20 protein-coding genes are annotated in these 19,273 nt (G+C 45.3%); 1 reads left to right on the forward strand and 19 read right to left on the reverse strand.

Features of this window, described 5'->3' with window-relative positions:
* Positions 1 to 46 precede the first annotated feature (46 nt).
* Positions 47 to 250: a small acid-soluble spore protein SspI gene (sspI, locus tag K7399_RS08025; RefSeq protein ID WP_028976824.1), complete on the forward strand. Its 204-nt coding sequence runs from the start codon at positions 47 to 49 to the stop codon at positions 248 to 250.
* A gap of 65 nt (positions 251 to 315) precedes the next feature.
* On the opposite strand, the gene K7399_RS08030 is transcribed toward sspI, so the two are convergent.
* The 19 genes from K7399_RS08030 to K7399_RS08120 all read right to left on the reverse strand — a co-directional run bounded on the left by K7399_RS08030 (position 316) and on the right by K7399_RS08120 (position 19,246).
* Positions 316 to 1,473: a GNAT family N-acetyltransferase gene (locus K7399_RS08030; RefSeq protein ID WP_028976823.1), complete on the reverse strand. Its 1,158-nt coding sequence runs from the start codon at positions 1,471 to 1,473 to the stop codon at positions 316 to 318.
* A 290-nt stretch (positions 1,474 to 1,763) separates the two neighbouring features.
* Positions 1,764 to 2,120 (reverse strand): 50S ribosomal protein L20, encoded by a 357-nt coding sequence (gene rplT / locus K7399_RS08035; protein ID WP_028976822.1) that lies wholly within the window; start codon positions 2,118 to 2,120, stop codon positions 1,764 to 1,766.
* Between the two features lie 67 nt (positions 2,121 to 2,187).
* Positions 2,188 to 2,382, reverse strand: a complete 195-nt coding sequence (gene rpmI / locus K7399_RS08040; RefSeq protein ID WP_010023946.1) for a 50S ribosomal protein L35 — start codon at positions 2,380 to 2,382, stop codon at positions 2,188 to 2,190.
* Positions 2,383 to 2,457: 75 nt separating this feature from the next.
* The gene (infC, locus tag K7399_RS08045) at positions 2,458 to 2,961 is read right to left on the reverse strand and encodes a translation initiation factor IF-3 (RefSeq protein ID WP_028976821.1); all 504 of its coding nucleotides are present in this window, start codon (positions 2,959 to 2,961) and stop codon (positions 2,458 to 2,460) included.
* 344 nt (positions 2,962 to 3,305) lie between these two features.
* Positions 3,306 to 3,890 carry a DJ-1 family glyoxalase III gene (locus K7399_RS08050; protein WP_223362276.1) on the reverse strand — a complete coding sequence of 195 codons (585 nt, stop codon included), beginning with the start codon at positions 3,888 to 3,890 and terminating at the stop codon, positions 3,306 to 3,308.
* 170 nt (positions 3,891 to 4,060) lie between these two features.
* A complete protein-coding gene (locus K7399_RS08055) occupies positions 4,061 to 4,213 on the reverse strand; it encodes a YrzI family small protein (RefSeq protein ID WP_160168710.1) in 153 nt (50 codons plus the stop codon).
* A 536-nt stretch (positions 4,214 to 4,749) separates the two neighbouring features.
* Positions 4,750 to 5,577 (reverse strand): putative sporulation protein YtxC, encoded by an 828-nt coding sequence (locus K7399_RS08060; RefSeq protein WP_028976819.1) that lies wholly within the window; start codon positions 5,575 to 5,577, stop codon positions 4,750 to 4,752.
* Positions 5,578 to 5,669: 92 nt separating this feature from the next.
* Positions 5,670 to 6,602 carry a primosomal protein DnaI gene (dnaI, locus tag K7399_RS08065; protein ID WP_028976818.1) on the reverse strand — a complete coding sequence of 311 codons (933 nt, stop codon included), beginning with the start codon at positions 6,600 to 6,602 and terminating at the stop codon, positions 5,670 to 5,672.
* 24 nt (positions 6,603 to 6,626) lie between these two features.
* Complete coding sequence (locus K7399_RS08070) at positions 6,627 to 8,000, reverse strand: replication initiation and membrane attachment family protein (RefSeq protein ID WP_028976817.1); 1,374 nt, start codon at positions 7,998 to 8,000, stop codon at positions 6,627 to 6,629.
* Positions 8,001 to 8,066: 66 nt separating this feature from the next.
* Positions 8,067 to 8,546, reverse strand: coding sequence for a transcriptional regulator NrdR (gene nrdR, locus K7399_RS08075; RefSeq protein WP_028976816.1), 480 nt, complete (start codon positions 8,544 to 8,546; stop codon positions 8,067 to 8,069).
* A gap of 85 nt (positions 8,547 to 8,631) precedes the next feature.
* A complete protein-coding gene (gene coaE / locus K7399_RS08080; protein WP_028976815.1) occupies positions 8,632 to 9,231 on the reverse strand; it encodes a dephospho-CoA kinase in 600 nt (199 codons plus the stop codon).
* Positions 9,228 to 10,067, reverse strand: a complete 840-nt coding sequence (gene mutM, locus K7399_RS08085; protein WP_028982748.1) for a DNA-formamidopyrimidine glycosylase — start codon at positions 10,065 to 10,067, stop codon at positions 9,228 to 9,230. Before mutM ends, coaE begins: the two co-directional genes overlap by 4 nt.
* Positions 10,068 to 10,123: 56 nt before the next feature.
* Positions 10,124 to 12,754: a DNA polymerase I gene (gene polA, locus K7399_RS08090; protein WP_037580972.1), complete on the reverse strand. Its 2,631-nt coding sequence runs from the start codon at positions 12,752 to 12,754 to the stop codon at positions 10,124 to 10,126.
* 290 nt (positions 12,755 to 13,044) lie between these two features.
* Positions 13,045 to 14,766, reverse strand: coding sequence for a two-component system histidine kinase PnpS (gene pnpS, locus K7399_RS08095; RefSeq protein WP_223362277.1), 1,722 nt, complete (start codon positions 14,764 to 14,766; stop codon positions 13,045 to 13,047).
* On the reverse strand, positions 14,750 to 15,445 hold the full coding sequence (locus tag K7399_RS08100; protein WP_028976811.1) for a response regulator transcription factor: 696 nt from the start codon (positions 15,443 to 15,445) through the stop codon (positions 14,750 to 14,752). The genes pnpS and K7399_RS08100 overlap by 17 nt, the downstream gene beginning before the upstream one ends.
* Before the next feature lie 71 nt (positions 15,446 to 15,516).
* Positions 15,517 to 16,320: a phosphate ABC transporter ATP-binding protein PstB gene (pstB, locus tag K7399_RS08105; protein ID WP_223362592.1), complete on the reverse strand. Its 804-nt coding sequence runs from the start codon at positions 16,318 to 16,320 to the stop codon at positions 15,517 to 15,519.
* Between the two features lie 24 nt (positions 16,321 to 16,344).
* Positions 16,345 to 17,229 carry a phosphate ABC transporter permease PstA gene (gene pstA / locus K7399_RS08110; RefSeq protein WP_028976809.1) on the reverse strand — a complete coding sequence of 295 codons (885 nt, stop codon included), beginning with the start codon at positions 17,227 to 17,229 and terminating at the stop codon, positions 16,345 to 16,347.
* A complete protein-coding gene (pstC, locus tag K7399_RS08115; protein WP_028976808.1) occupies positions 17,226 to 18,194 on the reverse strand; it encodes a phosphate ABC transporter permease subunit PstC in 969 nt (322 codons plus the stop codon). The genes pstA and pstC overlap by 4 nt, the downstream gene beginning before the upstream one ends.
* Positions 18,195 to 18,319: 125 nt before the next feature.
* On the reverse strand, positions 18,320 to 19,246 hold the full coding sequence (locus K7399_RS08120; protein ID WP_028976807.1) for a phosphate ABC transporter substrate-binding protein: 927 nt from the start codon (positions 19,244 to 19,246) through the stop codon (positions 18,320 to 18,322).
* Between the last annotated feature and the right edge of the window lie 27 nt (positions 19,247 to 19,273).

Raw genomic sequence — 19,273 nt, forward strand, 5'->3', positions numbered from 1 at the left:
TACCATAGTTCAACTCATTTCATTGCTAGAAAGGAGCATGTCATTCATGGATTTAGACATTCGCCGTGCTGTGCTGCATAATCTATCGGGCAATAATAAGCAGCAACTGCAAGATACCGTGGTTGATGCCATTCAAAACGGTCAAGAAAAGATGCTTCCCGGCCTCGGTGTTCTCTTTGAAGTCATTTGGAACAAGGCCGATTCTTCGTTTCGCGATCAAATGCTGGCGCGTCTAGAACAAGGTGTCTAGCAAGCCGCAAGGCAACAATCGGGAGCTTAGGCTTCCGATTGTTTTTGTTTCCGCGTAAAATGCATTTAAAAACGATCCGTTTTCCAGCAAACAAACGCATTCTTTTGAAAGAGAGAAGCATAAGGCTGCTTTTTCTCATCCATTCCAAGCAGAAGATCATGAATGAAATCCGTTTCATCGCGTTCAATGAACGTTTGAAAAGTGATCGAGTCGCTCGGCATTGCCGCAGTCACTTGCCCCTTTTCACGATAAAAAAGAATCGTTTCAGAACCGACGCTTAACAAAAGACGTTCCCCACCCGTCAGGTGCTTCGAAAAAATCGGCTCCAGTTTCCGGCAAAGCTTAGGAAGCCGTATGACTTTCCACATCGTCCTTGTATTGTCTTGGCGATGCGCGCCCCATCGTTCAAACCATTGCCGCAGCGCATGAGATTCCGGCATTTGTACACTCATCATTTTTCCTCGAGGCCAAGCTTCTATCACACGGTGCACTAATGCAGGTAGAGCTGCTTCATGTCCTGGCAGATAACAGCATTCCTGCAGACCGACGCTTTCGTGATCGAATGCTTCCCATCTGAGATAGGCAACCAATTGCTGATTACAAAAAGCAGCGAAACCGCCACCTGCTCGATTGTTCAGCCACTTGAACTGCCCGTTCCAGTAAGCCGCTGATCGAATCGTCGGACCGACTAAGGATTGATTAAACCTGTCATAAAGCATCGCGATGTCGTTGCGATCCTGTTCCTGCAATGCGCGAATAAGATAAAGCGCGTTTCCCTTAGACTCTTCCGGTATGTGCGTAACTTCAAGCACGTGTTCTTTCACACGCAGCACATGCCAATCTTCTTTTTCATAAAAAGCAGGAATTCCTGTATAGAGCATCGACAGATCGAAGTCATGTTCGATCATCCATTTCGATTGTTGATTCAACAAGTTTCGCACAAGATGTCTGCCGCGATATTCAGGCCGTGCAGCAACATTGCCAATCCCGCCGCATTTCAGTGCAACCCCATCATAGTTAAGAAAGAATTGGAAAAGATGAACAGCGGCAGCCAAATGCCCGTTCACTTTGGCAATCCATGTATGGCGCCAATTCGTGTTTGGATCCCATTCAATTCTGTCTTTAAAGAATGCGCAGTCCTTCTGAAAAACGTCGCTCCACAGGCTGAGCGCAGCATTCCATTCCTCACCGTTTTCTGCTTGCCTGATTTCAATTGTGTCCATTTCGACCCCCGTACTCCAGCACTATAAATTTCTAGATTCTTAATGCGGCGATCCCTTTTGAGTTAGAATTCATACAGCTTTCATTCATCAACGCTATGCTTTGAACAGCTGCTCGCTTGCCGCGGGCGATCCGGAAGTCTCCTCGGACACGGACTTTCCTGCGCTGATCTGTTCGAAGTTTTCATCACCATGCAAAGCGCTGCCAGAGGAACCCATAAGTTTCAAAGCAATAAAACAGCACCCCAGCCATACAAAAAATACGGCAGGAGTGCTTGTTTTAACGGGTAAAATTATTTAGCTGCTGTTTTTGCTTTTTCAGCGAGTGTTGCAAATGCTGCTGCATCGTTAACGGCGAGGTCAGCGAGCATCTTACGGTTTACTTCAACGCCTGCTTCTTTCAAGCCGTAGATCAGCTTGCTGTAAGACAGTCCGTTCAAGCGTGCTGCTGCATTGATTCGTGCAATCCACAGTCTGCGGAAGTTGCGCTTCGTTTGACGACGGTCACGATAAGCATAAGTCAGGGATTTGAAAACCTGCTGTTGTGCAACTTTAAACAGTTTGTGTTTTGCGCCGAAATAACCTTTTGCTAATTTTAATACTCTTTTGCGTCTGCGACGAGTCACATATCCGCCTTTAACTCTTGCCATTGAAAAAACCTCCTAGAATAAGCCGCCTGCTGCGACACTAAAAATGAATCGTTCTTTGACGTTAAAATCAGTTGTTGATCAGTTTCTTGAGCTTGTTAGCTAGAGTTGGAGTTGCAATTGCGCTCTTATCCAAGTTGCGCTTTTGCTTGTTCGACTTATGGCTGAACATGTGGCTCGTGTAGGCGTGTTCCCGTTTGAACTTGCCGGTACCGGTCTTCTTGAAACGTTTTGCGGCACCTTTGTGTGTTTTCATTTTTGGCATAACTAAATCCTCCTAGTAAAATCCGTTTTTCAGAACAGCACGTGCTGTCATTCAAAACGCAGTGTAATTGCTCGATTATTTATCGACTTTAGGTGCGAGCACAAGGAACATGCTGCGTCCTTCCATCTTCGGTCTCGCCTCAATAACGCTAACATCGGCACACTCTTCAGCGAGCTTCTCAAGCACTTGGCGTCCGAGATTTGAGTGCGTAATCGCGCGTCCTCTGAAGCGAACGGACGCCTTGACCTTGTCACCCTTTTGAAGAAATTTCTTGGCGTTGCGCATTTTTGTATTGAAGTCATGTTCTTCAATACTCGGGCTGAGCCTGATTTCTTTAAGATTGATGACCTTCTGGTTCTTTCGTGCTTCCCGTTCCTTCTTCTGCTGTTCAAAACGGTATTTCCCGTAATCCATGATTCGGCAAACCGGCGGCTTGGCACCTGGTGCAACCAGCACGAGATCGAGGTTCACATTCTGAGCCATCGCTAGTGCCTCTGCTTTCGACTTAATGCCGACCTGTTCTCCGTTCTGACCAATCAGACGAACCTGTTGTGCACGAATACCTTCGTTGACAATCATATCTTTGCTAATATTGAGCCACCTCCAAATAAAATTAAGCAAATCGCTGGCTATTTGAGCAAACAAAAATGCGGGCGCAAAAACGCCCGCATTGACCATACATTCGTTAATTCATACCTGGCAACAACATAAAATGCGTCGAACAGGTGAGAAGCCGGGCGCCTCTGCTTTACTCTTTAGTAAATTCATCTAATACTATATCATGCACTTGCTTTTCATGCAAGTTAAAATTGAAAAACTTGCCCGCTTACCGCAGGCAGTTCATCACGTCTTCGTACCCGCCGGTGCCTGTACGTATGGTTTACAGCGTTTCGTTGTACTAAGATTCTTATCTTTCCTATTCATTAATAAAAGATCTTTTCACGATTTTCAATGAGATAATCGAACATCATATCACGGCTGACTTGTTTCGCTTCGTCTTGCAAACCAAGCTGGCGCAAGATTTCCAATGCAAAAGGAAGCGTTGTACCCGCTGCGCGAGAGGTAAGAAGCTTCCCTGAAACCACAATCGGCTCCTCATGATAAGCCGCTTGTTTGATGTGATCCTTGAAATCCGGATTGCTCGTCGCCGTTTCGCCTTTAAGCACGCCGGCTTGCTCCAGTGCAATCGGTGCGGCACAGATTGCTGCAACCAGCTTCCCATTCTCTTTGTAGGCACGAATCAATTTCTGCGCGCGTGCATCGTCACGAAGCGTCTTGGCACCCTTTGCGCCTCCTGGAAGATAGATGCCGTCAAAATCAAGAAGTCCCTCACTGTCAATCGACACGTCGGCTTTCACAACAATCTTACGTGAGCCTTCAACAAGCGGCGTATCGGCAACTGAAGCAAGCACCACGTCAACGCCTCCGCGGCGCAAAACATCAATCGCTGTAACCGCCTCAGTCTCCTCAAAGCCTTTGGCAAGAAGGACTAGAAATCTTTTCATCATCGTTCACTCCCATTGTTGTTGCTCTGCTGTTATCGTATCATATCGACTGGGCCATTCACAGTGCAGCACAGTTAAAGAAATTGTGTCCCCTTTCCAAAACGTGCGCGAACCCCCACAATAATGCCGTTTAACATTAACAACGCCTCCCATCAAAATTTTTTTAGAAATCATTACCGAATATAGCGTTCGTATTCAAAACGTTTATCAAGCATTTTTTCATGAATTGCTTTAATTCTTTTACGATCTTCGTAGCGTTCATGTGCTGATTTCGTCTTTCTGATTGATACTGTAAAGGTTAGCGCAAACAGATTAAACTTAACCATTTTCTTACCTCCCCTCCTTAAAAGATGTGGGTCGTGAAAGAATTCTCGTTGTTCCATCGGTAATTGCAGCTCTGCAGATGCGTGCATCATTCATCATCCTTTCTTAGTCGTCGTGGACCGGCCGCTGATTGCGCGGCAGTCTGAAAAAATTTATATAAAAGCACAGCGTCCAGCGCAGGCTTTATATACCATATATTGGTAAATTGAGTATAAAAAAAACCGCAAAGGCATCGCCAATACGGTTTTAAGCGCACAAAAATACCGCAGGCACTATGACCTGCGGATTCGTTCAGTCATTAAGTTTAACCACTAACCACCATTTGAACAGATGATTAATGCATGAATGAATCCGTGGAGGTCATCCGAACTCTATATGCAATTGGATTTCTTTTAACGTTCATTCCAAGTGTCATCATGTTTTGATGACCTCCTTTCGTCAATTTACTTTTCTAGTATAGATGGAAATTATTACAATGTAAACCCGAATCCATACATTAGCTGTAATATTTTTCCTTATTTTTCGACTTGATTCGCCTTTATTGTGATACGCGATGTCCACTGGTCATATGCAGGGAGGACGGAACAAAGCAGACACGGTCTTCGAAAACCCGATGCAACGTTTTCATCACACCATAATCCGGGCGATCGGTATAGACAATGACTTGTTTCGGTGCCAGGGCAATCAAAGAAAGGACAATCGAGGGCTCTGCCTCAATCCCCCATTGTTTTAAGATCGGGTAAAAGGATCGAACCGATTGAATGTTACGAATAAGATGATGACGCTCGTCATAAAGTTTGAAAGGCTGTTCATCATAGACTTCAATCTTCTCGCAAAGCGGTTTATAGGCGCGAATGATGCGACGCAACTTGTCAATAAAAACTTGATACTCCTGCTCCAGCTTGTACTCATCGATCGCAATCTCGACATAGCGTCTTAGTGCTTTTCGATAAGCGGTTAAACGAAAGCGAACGATGGATGCGAACGAAACGCTATGATGCTCCTGCAAAATACCTTCAAGCGCATCCATGATAATCGTACGCCGATCCTCAAGCACTTCTGTCTGAGGCAGATCATTTTTTTCGCCGGCAAAGATTGCGAATACAATGTTTAAAATAGCAACCTGTTCCTCCGGGTCTGTAAAATAGTAATAGTTTTTAATAATGGTCATAATCCATTTTTTTTCATAACGTTCGCTAATATAACGGGCAATTAACTGCGCAAATTCTTTATAATCCGTCGTTTTTTCCGGAAAAACAGCCAGTCGACTGTTAATAAGCATCACACCAGTTACTTGTCTAAAAGAAGAAGGCAAATTCCGATAGAATTCTGCAGCCTCCTGCCGGGTATCAAAATCAATCTCCAATGGTTCATCCTCCCCGTCCCAACTTATATAAAGACTATATGGGAGGAAGTCCTTATTCATGCACTTTTGTTTTCATTTTTTTAGACTTTTAATCAACGCCGATTGACACCGGTCATTTCAACCAATTGGGTAAAATGGCGGATACGTTCCATTAAACGCTTTGCCTTTACATGTTCAATCCCGCTTTTTTGCGAATAGGAGAAATGATCTTCTAGTTCGTCATAGGTGAAGTTCGACGTGTAAAGGGTCGGTAAATGATCCATCATTCGGTATTGAAGAATACTACCGAGGACTTCGTCGCGTACCCACGGTGTAATGGTTTCCGCACCGATATCATCAAGGATCAGGACTGGTGTCTTTTTCAAGACTTCTAATTTCTCATCGACCGAATGGTTCTGAATCGCTCCTTTTATTTCTCTGAAAAAGTCGGGTACGTACACAATAAGCGAGGCAATATGGCGCCGTTCAGCGAGTCTCTTCATGATTGCACCCATCAAATAGGTCTTGCCGACACCAAACTCGCCGCAAAGATAAAGACCTTTAGTCTCCGAGGGATTATTTAGGTAACGCTTTACAAATTCTCCCGCCGCCAAAATCGCTTCCTGCCGGCCGCCTTCTTCCTTATCAATGGAGTCAAACGTTGCGTTCAATACGTCTTTCGGCACATAATAGCTGTGGATGAGATTACTTTGTCGCTGCTTTACTTCCTGTTCTTCAAGAAGCGGGCATCGAACAAAGGTCAAGGACGGTGTCCCTTTGTCATTCACTAATTGAGGGCGGTAACCCTTCATCATGTTCGGACAGTGGTCGAGTCCCGGACAATGCGCACAAGCCTTTCGTTCCGTGACGAACTGAAACAGCCGTGACGCGTTTCTTGACCAAGCCGCTTCATCAATATCCGGATTTTTTTCTGCAAATTCACGAACATCTGGGTGAGTACGCAGCTCGTTTTCTAGTTGACTCCACTGCTTCTGCACATTCCGGCCCGCTGACAACGTTTTAAATAATGAACCTAATGAATCCATGTAAGGCACCCCCTTTTGATGTTGTTAAATTTGATTCAAATAGTCTTCAAGCCACTTGGCTCTCTGTTTTACCGCTTCTTCATTCGCTTTGGTTTGTTTCTCTGGTTTCTTCGGCCGCTTCATCCATTCCGGAATGACCTCCTGATGCTCTTTTCGAACTGAGGTGCGGGCTGAAGCCGCCGTTCGGTTTGCAGGAGGCTTTTTCATCTGCTTCCGTTTCTTCTGTTCCTCACGTGCATAGTTCATCGCCTGACGTACGGTTGTCACATCCGCCCGTGCCCATTGTGCGGCGACTTTTTCGACGAATGCTTTGTTTAATTTATGATCATTGACTTGCGAAATATAGTCAATCAATACATTAATTACACCTGGGTTCATCTTCGTGTCGAACATTAAATTTTCAATGAGTCTCAAATCCGGTCCTGCCGGCTTACTGCCTTGTCCAAGCGCTTCAAGCAGTTGATACGGGGAATTGCGTTCATACCACGCAATCAACTGTTCTTCTTCGGTTTGTGGCTCTTTCTCTGTAAATTCCCGTTGCGACTCCGGCTGTATCCGTTCGTAAAGTGCCGGCATTTCATCTGCACCATGTTCAAGCAGATAGAAATCACGAACCTCTTTACGCAGTGCCTCGATATCGACCTCTCCGGTATGAAGCGCCGCTGCTTGCACCGCCTTGCTCATATCATACGGTTCAGTACGGTACACGAAAGCAAGTTTATCAATCGCCTGGCGCACGTCTTCGGTCAACGCATCCTCATCAACAATAGCATCAGACAAATACGTCATCATTTGCTTAAAGTCAAAGTGTGTCTTTAGCCCGACCTTCGGCGAAGTCGCGCGGTTCGCCCATGAACCGTCCGTCTTCACATGATTGCGCTCATCATTCGTCTCTGAAGCAGGGACCGATTTGAAGACTTCATCAAATGATGCAGATACATCTTCATAGTCGACGGTATTTACCCTGTGAACGGCGAATAATTCTGTAAGACGTTTGTATTCACGTGCACCGATCTGACGATATAAAAACAAATTTAAAAAACCGTCTTTGAAAAATCGATTCGGCGTGAGCGGCGGTTCTAGACGATAGACAAACTGACCGGGGGCTGCCTCCTTTTTTTTCAAAGTTTCCAGCAAGCCCACGGCCTCAAGTTTCTTTCTCGCTTTTAAAATACGATCCAAAGACAAGTTCATCGAACCCATTAAATGATGATGGGTTAAATGTTCTTCTGAAACATCAACTTCCTGCCAAAGCGTAAAATACAGACTTGCTGCTTCGATACCAATGAGCGGCTGATACAGCAGTGTTACGACTCTTTGGTCAAAAGAATGAAGCAGTCCGTTTGTCTCAACGCGATAATGATCGCCCGGCAGCACTTCCTTCCAAGACTGCAGCATGTCTTTATCCCCCTGCTCTGCATCAATTTTGCATCAATCCATACTTTTTCATTGTCCGGACAAAATTTATTTCTTGTTGTTTTTCTCTTTTTCCAGCTGATCTTTTAATTCTTGTATTTTTTTCGCAAAAACATTGATATCTGTAAACTGTCTATATACAGAAGCAAAGCGGACATACGCGACCTCGTCCACCTTCACCAATTCATTCATCACACGTTCGCCGATTTCATGGCTGTTCACTTCAGAACGCCCTTCATCGCGCAGCGCTTTTTCAACATCGTTGGCAAGCTGCTCGAGACGTTCGAGTGGAACCGGACGTTTTTCGCACGCTTTAATCAGCCCGCGCAGCATCTTCTCGTGGCTGAAAGCTTCGCGGTTATCCCCTTTTTTCACAACAACCAAAGGCGTTTCTTCTACCTTCTCAAACGTTGTAAAGCGATGATGGCACAATTCACATTCTCTACGTCTGCGGATGGCACGTCCATTATCGACCGGGCGTGAATCCAGCACTTTCGTTGCCATTTGTTTGCAATTCGGACAGCGCATTATTCTCACTCCATTCGCTGTTATCGATAAGCTTATTGTATCCTACTGGACAACGGATGAAAAGCCGCGTGAGATGTACCTAGACTTAACAATCAAACAGCCCATTGCAAAACAGTGCACGGATCTGTTCTTCGGTTTTCTTTACAGAGCCGTTGTTATCAATGATGGCATCTGCTCGCTTTGCTTTCGCTTCAAGAGACATCTGCGCATTAATCCGATCACGCGCTTGTTCCTCAGCAAGGCCGTTCCGCTTCATCAAACGTTTTAATTGCTCCTCCGGGGTTACATAAACAACCAACGTTTTATCCGTCCAGGTCTCAAGACCGCTCTCATAGAGCAATGGGATATCCAAAAAGACGATCGGCTCCCTGCGCTTCTCCAGTTCGTCTAACTGCTGAAGCATGCGTGTTCGAATCAAAGGATGCAAGAGTTCATTTAACAGCTTGCGTTTCTTGTCATCCTGAAAAATGAGCGCGCCCAGTCTCTTTCTGTCCAATGCACCACTGGGCAAAAGCATCCCTTTACCAAAATGGCGTACAATTAAGTCCAGCCCTTTTTCTCCAGGTGTAACAACTTCTCGAGAGACGCGATCAGCGTCGATCACCGGATAGCCATGCGCGATGAGCCAGCGTGAAACCATACTCTTCCCGCTGGCAATGCCTCCGGTTAAGCCTATTTTGATCATTGCTTTGAACGCCTAGGCTGGCATATCGGGCAATAGTGTGTGCCACGACCGCCGACCTTGATTTTTTCAATCGCAGTCCCGCAGCGTACGCACGGCTCCCCTTTCCGCCCATAGACCGCAAGCTCCTGTTGGAAGAACCCCATATGCCCTTGACTGTTTACAAACGTTCGAATCGTACTTCCACCAAGGGTGACCGCTTTTGTCAACGTGTCCACAACCGCATGATGCAGCTGCTCCAGCTGCTCCGTGCTCAGGCTTGATGCAGGGGTAAGCGGATGAATCCCGGCTTTAAACAGCGATTCATCGACATAGATATTGCCTAAGCCAACCACAACCGTCTGGTCAAGTAATACTTGTTTAGTTGAGCGGCCGGTTCGCGAAAATGCTGCGGTTAGGTAATCAACCGTTAAGTCCTTTGAGAGCGGCTCTGGCCCTAATTTTGCAAGCGGCGGATGCTGCCATTCCTCACCCTTATTAAAGAGATGCATGGTTCCGAACTTACGCACATCACGATAACGAAGCGCCGTATCATCGGTAAAATGAAAGATCACATGCGTATACTTATCAATCGGCGCGTACTCCGGATCCAAGCGATAGCGCCCCTCCATACGCAAATGCGAGACAAGCACTGACTCATCCAAACAGAAGAGCAGGAACTTCCCCCGCCGCTTTATATCGTGAATCGTCTGCCCGATAAGTGCGTGCTTAAACTGATTAAGATTATCCGGGCGCCGGATGATCTTCGGCCAGCGTACCTCAACTTCTTTCACCGTTTTCCCCAAGACAAGCTGTGATAATGTCCGTTTGACGGTTTCAACTTCTGGTAATTCCGGCAAATCTCTCACTCCCAACTAGCCAAGCAGCGCCGTTGAGTCGGCGCCAAACGCTTTCTTTATTTTGCATCGTACCACGTCGGTCCGTATGAGCACTCGACTTTCAGTGGCACGCGAAGTTCAATGGCATGCTCCATCACTTCAGGAACAATGCGATTCATGATACCGAGTTCGTGTTCCGGGACCTCGAAAATCAATTCATCGTGCACCTGTAGCAGCATCCGGGTTTGCAATTTTTCTTCTTGAATCCGATGATCCATATGAATCATCGCTTGCTTGATCACATCGGCGGCGCTGCCCTGAATCGGCGTATTCATCGCCGTTCGTTCGGCGAAACTGCGTCGATTGAAATTGCGACCGTTAATATCCGGCAAGTAGCGGCGACGGTTCAACAGGGTGGTCACATACCCATCTGTTTTCGCCTTTTGAACGATGGTTCTCATATAGTGATGAACCCCCGGATAGCTCTTTAAGTATTGCTCGATAAATTGTGCCGCTTCTTTACGCGTAATCCCAAGATTCTGCGATAGTCCATAGTCGCTGATCCCATAGATGATGCCGAAATTAACGGCTTTCGCATGGCGCCTCATCAACGGTGTCACTTCATTTTCGGTTACACCAAAAACATCCATTGCTGTTTTTGTGTGAATATCCATATTTTCAAGAAACGCCTGTTTCAGGTTTTCATCGTCGGCAATATGTGCGAGCACACGAAGTTCGATTTGCGAGTAATCGGCGGAAAAAATCTGCCAGCCTTCTTCACTTGGAAGAAACGCTTTGCGAATCTTGCGACCTTCTTCAAGTCGAATCGGGATATTCTGCAAGTTCGGATCTGTTGAACTCAGTCGGCCGGTTTGCGTCAATGCCTGATTGTAGACGGTATGCACGCGTCCGGTTTCCGGATGGATAACTTTAAGCAATCCCTCAACATAAGTGGATTTTAATTTGCCAAGTTGCCGGTAATCAAGAATCTTATCAATGATCTCATGGCGGCCACGCAGTTTCTCAAGAACATCGGCCGCAGTCGAGTAGCCTGTTTTCGTCTTTTTAATTGGTGGTAGCTGCAATTTTTCGAATAGAATTTCGCCAAGCTGCTTCGGTGAATTAATGTTAAACGTCACACCAGCCATTGAATAAATAGCATGTTCTATAATTTCAAGCGTACGATCAAGTTCTCCGCCCATTGCTTTCAATGTTTCACTGCTTGTTTTTATCCCCGTATATTCCATTTTAGCCAGCACATGAGCCAGCGGTAGTTCCAGTTCAAAAAGCAGCTCCCTCTGCTTGTTTTCAATAAGCTCCTGAATTAATTTCGGTTCAAGCTGCAGCAATGCGGCCGCTTTTTTGCCCAAATGCTGCGCCTGTCCGTTCCCTTCAGGAATTTTCTGTTTTGCACCCTTTCCATAGAAGGCTTCATCGGTTTCGACATTGCTGATGCCGCGTTTATTCGCCAAAAGAGCCAGATCCTGCCCCGCTTCTGATGGGTCGATCAGATAAGCAGCAAGCCGAACATCAAACGCTGCGCCGTGCAAGCTTAACCCGCGCCATTTTAAGGCAACTTCTGCTGATTTGCTATCAAGCAGCACCTTCTTCATTTTTGGATCTTCTAGCCATTCTCGAAACGCGTCATCCTTAAGGGCGTGTTGTGTTTCAATAAAATAGGTACCGGTTTTATTCGAAACAGCGATTCCGGTGATGTCTGCATAGTGATAGTTCTCATCAAGCATTTGGAGAATCAATGCACTCGGAGAGACAAACTGATTCGATTGAAAATGAGTAACCGTTTGGACAGCAATGTCTTTCTTTTCGGTCTGAGATTCATCCGAACCGGCAACATCAATTTTTTCAAGCAGTGATTGAAAGCCCAGTTCGTTAAATAGATCTCTCAACTTACTTGTAAATTCACGTGTATAGCTGCATGCATCGGGCGTAATCTCAAGCGGCGACTCTCTGTCAATGGTTGCGATTTTCTTACTCAACAGTGCTTGTTCTTTATTGGTTTCCAGCTTTTCCTTCAGTTTTTTACCGGATACCTGTTCAATGTGTTCGTAGACACCTTCGACGGTCTGAAATTGCTTCAACAGCTTGATTGCCGTCTTCTCGCCAACTCCGGGCACACCGGGAATATTATCCGAAGCATCGCCCATCAGCCCTTTAAGGTCGATGACTTCTTGAGGATTAATTCCATACCTTTCCTTGACCTTCTCAATATCATAATCAACCGTATCAGTGATTCCTTTACGGATCAGTGACACGCGTACGCCTTGATCGACCAGCTGCAAATAGTCCTTATCCCCAGTCACAATGCGCACATTAAACCCATTGCAGCTTGCCTCTCGAGCAAGCGTGCCAACAATATCGTCCGCTTCATAATTATCCAGCTCGTAGCGCCGAATACCCATAGCATCAAGCAATTCGTGAACGAGCGGAAATTGTTGAGACAGTTCCGGTGGTGTTTTCTGGCGGCCGCCTTTATATTCTTTGTACGTTGCATGGCGAAATGTTGTTTTTCCTGCATCGAAAGCGACAAGCAAATGCGTTGGCTTTTCCTCTTCAATGACGCGCATCAGCATCATCGTGAAGCCGTATACAGCATTTGTATACATTCCTTGATTATTACTTAACAGCGGCAGCGCAAAAAAAGCGCGATAAACAACATTATTGCCATCAATTAAGACTAATTTATTCATAACGTTCCTCCTGAAAAGCACCAAAAAGTTTTATGCATCACCCGTCAAACCGGGCAAACGTTCGTTTTTCTTATCTATCATTAAGCCTTCATCTATGTGACAAAATGACCACTGCCGTTAAAATCACGGCAGAGTCGATTCTGTACACTTGTATGTGGTCAATTCACTAATCTTGTGCTTGAGTGAAACTTGTCCGACTAAATAAAAAAACCTGCGCTGCTTATTCCTTTATTCTAAAGCATCACAGGTGATTTATCCAATTTAGCATTTTATTTAACAGAAGATCAAATTCAGCCGGCATTCGGTTGCGACTTAACTAAATTTTTCTTAAAGGTAATCGTAAAGGCAGAGCCCCGTCCAGGTTCACTTTCAACATGGATGCGCCCTTCATGCGCTTCAACTAAATGCTTGACAATCGCCAAGCCTAATCCAGTACCGCCTGAATCCCTGCTGCGCGCCTTGTCAATCCGGTAAAAGCGTTCAAAAACACGTGGAATTTTGTCTTTTTCGATGCCAATACCAGTATCGGTAATCACAACGTCTACCTCGTCTTTTCGTTCATGGATTGCAATCGAAACCTTGCCGCCCTCAGGCGTGTAGGCGATCGCATTCGTGACCAAATTAATCATGATTTGGCGAATCCGGAATGCATCTCCGTCAATGATCCCCTCATCCCCCGGTTCAAACCTTAGATCAATCGTTTTTTCTTTCGCTCTTTCCTTGAAAATAAGCAGTACACTTTCAATCAACTGCTTAAGCGACAGTTTGGCGAACTCAAGGTTAAAGTGCTCGCGTTCAATTTTGGACAGTTCAAGCAAATCCTTAATAAGGCTTTGCAAACGTTGCCCTTCATGAAGCATGATGTGCAGGAACTGATCCTCAAGTTCCTTGTCTTCACGAGCACCATCGAGAAGCGTCTCGGTAAAACCAATTAAAGAGGTTACCGGCGTTTTCAGCTCATGCGACACATTCGCGACAAAATCTTTACGCATTTTCTCCAATTTTTTGATTGTCGTTATATCGTGAAATACGACAACAATGCCTCTGACTTTGTTGTGTTTATTTAAAATGGGAGCGCAAGAAACATCATAATATTTGCGCTCAATTCCCACATTCAGCTGCAGTTGACGAGCAAGCGTCGCTTTTGTGGTGTAAACCTCGTCAATCATATGCTTCACGCTGTCATAAGTAATCACTTCATGATAGTCCGCGAGTTCCCAGTAACTGGCATTCGTTTGAAAGGAATCTTTAAACGTTTGGTTCACATAGTTGATTCTGCCGACTCCATCAATGAGGATCAAGCCATTTCCGATATTCTCAGTTAAAGTTGCCATGCTGGCCCGCTGACGATTGTACGAATGCTTGAGATCATGGATTGACTCTGAAATCCGGTTCATCGCGAGATTCAAATGCAGGATACTCTCTCGTTTCACTTGATCAGAAGCGATCATATTGTAAGAGCCTTCCAACACATTCTCCGCCATTCGGGTCGCAAAACGAATCGGTCTGGCATACGTACGTACGAGATAGTCACGATAAAGAAGCAAAGCAACTCCTGCAGCGATAAAGAAACAATAGAAAAGGTTAAGTCCAACAATCGACGACTTGTTCCCGATCAGCTTCAGATAGCCGGTCTGAGCGTCGGTGCTTGGCAACTGCTTTATGTACGCTAAAGAATGTCCTGATACGACCAACTGCTTTGTCCCCTCAAGCATTCTTTGTTCCTTATTTTTTGTAGAAAACACGAGCTGCCGTCTTTGATCATAGACTGAAATCTGCACCTTTTGTTCTTTAGCAAACTGAACAAGCATGCTTTTCGTCGCGCTGGTCTGGATTGATTCATCTTGGCTTACCAAAGTTGCAATCCACTGCGCACGTGATTCCATGGTCTGCCGATCATTATGCAGCATCGTCACGTCAACGACCTCATCTGTGACGAAAACGATAAAAAGCAAACTGGTGAGTGCGAACGCCCATCGCAGTACATTTCTTACTTCAAACCTTCGGCTCATCAAGTTTATACCCCAGACCACGCACCGTTTTGATATAGAGCGGCTTACGCGTGACGTCTTCAATCTTGTCTCGCAGATGGCTGACATGAACATCAACAATCCGTGTATCGCCGGCAAAATCGTAATTCCATACAGCATTTAGCAATTGTTCACGCGTTAGTACGCGTCCTTTATGCCTCATCATATAAACAAGCAGTTCAAATTCTTTCGGTGTTAAAACCATTTCCTCATCTTTAAAAAGCGCCTCAAAGTTATTCGGATAAACCTTCAAGTCGCCAATCACGAGCACATCGCTATGTTCCTGTTTGCCAATTTCGGTTCTTCTTAAGATCGCTTTAACTCGAGCAACAACTTCGCGGGGACTGAATGGCTTCGTCATATAATCATCGGCGCCCAGCTCTAGCCCGAGTATTTTATCAAATTCATCGTCCTTAGCCGTCAACATCAGAATCGGAACATAATTCTTCTCTTGCCGAAGCTGTTTGCATACATCCATGCCATCCATTTCAGGAAGCATGAGATCAAGAACAAGTAAATCCGGTTGCCCTTCTTGCGCAAGCTTCAACGCATCGGTACCGTTTGTTGCCGTCTGGACATCAAACCCTGCTTTTTTCAAGTTAAATGAGAGTAGAGTAACAATGGATACTTCATCATCAACCACTAGTATTTTCTTTGCCAAACCGATCACTCCTTGCATCTCTTCTTATCATATCAATTTTGAATCAAAGATACAGCAATGAGTTGGCGGAATTAACCAAATCGACCCGAAATATAGTCAGCTGTGCTCTTTTTCTCTGGAGTCGTAAACAAGGTTTTTGTTGTACCGAATTCGACCAGTTCGCCCTGATAGAAAAATGCTGTGTAATCAGCGATACGGGCTGCCTGCTGCATGTTGTGTGTCACAATAATGATCGTGTAACTGTTTTTCAATTCAAGCAAAAGTTCTTCAATCTTGGCACTTGACACCGGATCAAGCGCAGAGGTTGGTTCGTCAAGCAGAATCACATCCGGTTTAAGCGCTAACGCACGTGCAATACAGAGACGCTGCTGCTGACCACCGGATAAGCTTGTTGCCGAACGATCCAAACGGTCTTTAACCTCGTCCCACAGCCCAACCTGTTTTAAGCAATCTTCTGTGACTTGTTTCAATACTTTTTTACTGCGCACACCTGCAAAGCGGAGCGGCAGTTGAATATTTTCACTAATTGATTTTGGAAATGGGTTTGGCTGTTGGAAAACCATTCCAATTTCCTTGCGAAGTTGAACAACATCCACCTTAGGGTTAAGAATATTGACCTCTTTATAGTTGATCGTTCCTTCGCATCGTGCGCTTGGAATTAAGTCATTCATTCGATTAATGGTGCGCAAAAAAGTTGATTTTCCACATCCGGATGGTCCGATCAATGCGGTAATCGACTTCTCATGAATTGGAATCGTAACGTCTTTAACTGCATGGTTTTCGCCGTAAAAAATATTCACATGCTCAACACTTAGTTGAACGGGACGCTCTTGGGTCACTGTATTATTTGTAAATGAAACAATATTATTTTTCATTTCAATCATGATGATTCCTCCCACTTATTTCCCAGAAAATTTTTGATTAATGATTTTTCCAAGCATGCGTGCAAACAGATTGAAAATAAGCACGCAGATAACAAGTACTGCAGCAGAACCATTAGCAATCGTATCCACATCGGGCATAATTCCACCAGTATTTACGGACCAGATGTGTACCGAAAGCGTTTCGGCAGATCGAAAGAGGTTAAGCGGCGAATCCGGTGCAAGCGGATTCCAATTTTCAAAATTGAGATCTGGTGTTGATAATCCGGCCGTAAATAAAAGTGCCGCCGACTCGCCAAATACACGTCCTGCTGAAAGAATAATTCCTGTAAGAATGCTTGGAAACGCTGCAGGCAAGAGGATCGTTTTAATTGTATGCCAATGCGTCATTCCAAGAGCGAGTCCGCCTTCCTTCTGATGTCTCGGCAGTGCACGGAAACCATCTTCGGTCACGCGGACGATGACCGGCAAGTTAAAGACTGTAAGGGCAAGCGCTCCTGAAAGAACCGAATACTTAAAGCCAAAATAATTAACGAACAAAAGCATACCGAACATACCAACCACGATTGAAGGAAGCGAAGCGAGCACCTCAACACATGTGCGTATAAATGAGGTGATTTTTCCTGGTTTCGCATATTCAGCTAAATAAATACCGCCACAAACACCAATTGGAACCGTAAGCAGCATGGTAATGAACAAGACATAGAAAGAGTTCCAAAGCTGGTCCTTTATCCCTCCACCGGGCATAAAGGGACTGGCACTCGTTGTTAGAAAATGCCATGAAATGCTCGATAGACCTTTCACTAAGATGTAACCAAGCATTGAAATGAGTACCGCAGCCATAGCCGCGGCGCAGAGAACAATGACTGATAGGGCAATACGATTCGTGACTTTACTGTTCATCGTACTTCACCCCTTTTTGCTAAGTAACGTACAATAACGATAAACACATAGGAAATCAGTAACAAAATAAGTCCGAGAGACCAAAGCACATCGTTAAGCACACTGCCTGTTGTTGTGTGTCCCATGCTTAAAGTAATGATCGTTGTTAAGGTTGCTGCCGGATCAAGAATTGAGCCTGGAAGATTTCGCGCATTGCCAATCACCATCTGAACGGCCAGCGCTTCTCCAAATGCTCGCGACATCCCTAAGACAATCGCAGTAATCAAACTCGAACCCGAGGCTGGAATGACGACACGCCATATCGTCTGCCATTTCGTAGCGCCAATGGCATAGGAGGCCTGACGCAGCGAATCAGGAACGGCACGAATGCTGTCTGCAGCAATACTCGCGACTGTTGGCAAAATCATAACGCCGACAACAATAGCGCCGGTAATCAAGTTAAATCCCGATCCTCCAAAATGTTGCCGCATGAATGGAGCAACGATCGATAAACCGATCAAACCATAAACAACCGACGGAATACCTACCAAAATTTCAATCACCGGCTGCATAATTTTTGTGCCCCATTTTTGAGCAATTTCAGCCATGAAGATTGCGGTTCCAATTGCAATCGGTGTTGCAATCAGAGCAGCCAAAAAGGTTACTGCCAGCGAACCGAAAATGAATGGAAACGCACCGAATGAGGGGTTATTCGCGCGATCCGGATACCATTCCGTGCCGGTAATAAACGTCCAAAGGTTAAGGTGATCAACAACGAATGAGCGAAGTCCCTGCAGCGTTAAGAACAAAGTGATGGCCGTGACCGCAATAATCATTAATAACGCGCTGCAGTAGATCAGCGCCTTTCCTCGACTTTCGCTTCTGCGATCAGTCAGGCGGGCAAAAAAATTTTTCTCATTAATCAGCGGTGATCTTCCGCCCCCTAATGCAGATCCAGCATTCGAAGTTATTCTATTCTTAATCATTTTCACACCTCATTTGCATAGTGTCCGAACGCCCATATGACGGCAAGCGGGTACGTTAGACCGTTCCCGCTTAAGCCGCCATTGGACTAATCTTTATTCACTTAACCTGACATCAGGAAAAGTCATCATTTATCGGTTTGTTTTCCTGTCGCATCACGTTCAACTTTCATGTCTTTAACCGACAAGTAACCTTGTGCCGGTACATCTTTGGTTTGCACATCATCACTCATCATGAAATCCAGGAATGCTTTAGCAAGTTTTGAAGGTTCACCTTTCGTATACATGTGTTCATAAGCCCATACAGGGAATTCACCACTTGCAACGTTAGCGTCTGAAGCTTCCACACCGTCAATAGAGAGTTTAACAACAGAATCATCATTAGCGGTGAAGTAAGACAAAGCCATGTAACCCACTGCTCCAGGTGTTTCAGCAACAATTTTCTTTACCGTATTGGTTGAATCTTGAGTGATTCCTTCTGCCGGAGTTTTGTTATCAAGAGCAAACTGGTCAAACGTTGCGCGCGTGCCCGAACCATCCGGACGATTTACAAGCGTAATTTTTTGATTCTTGCCGCCAACATCTTTCCAGTTCTTCACTTTGCCTGTGAAAACGTCTTGAAGGTCTTTCTTAGAAAGGTTTTTAACGCCCACTTTAGGGTTAACCGCTGCCGTCATACCGACAACCGCAACTTTATAATCTTTAAGTGCTTTTGCGTCAACGTTTGACTTGCTTTCTGCGAAAACGTCGGACATGCCGATATCAAAGTTTCCAGCTTGTGTTTCGCTCAGCCCGGTACCGCTGCCGCCGCCCTGTACTTCGATCTGTACATCAGGATTCTTTTCCATGAATTCCTTTGCTGCCTGTGCCGCCAGCGGCTGGAGAGCGGTTGATCCGCCAATCGTCAGTTTTCCAGACAATGCAGCAGAGGAGCTGGATTCAGATTTTGAAGAGTCGCTGCTGCTACCTGACGAGCTGTTTCCGCAGCCGCTCAATACGAGCGTTAATGAAAGGATGAAAACCAATCCAATCGCAAGCAAGTTTTTCTTTTTCATTAGAATATTTCCCCCTCAGAATGTTGA

This window comes from Sporolactobacillus terrae (assembly GCF_019930545.1).
Taxonomy (GTDB): Bacteria; Bacillota; Bacilli; order Bacillales; family Sporolactobacillaceae; genus Sporolactobacillus; species Sporolactobacillus terrae.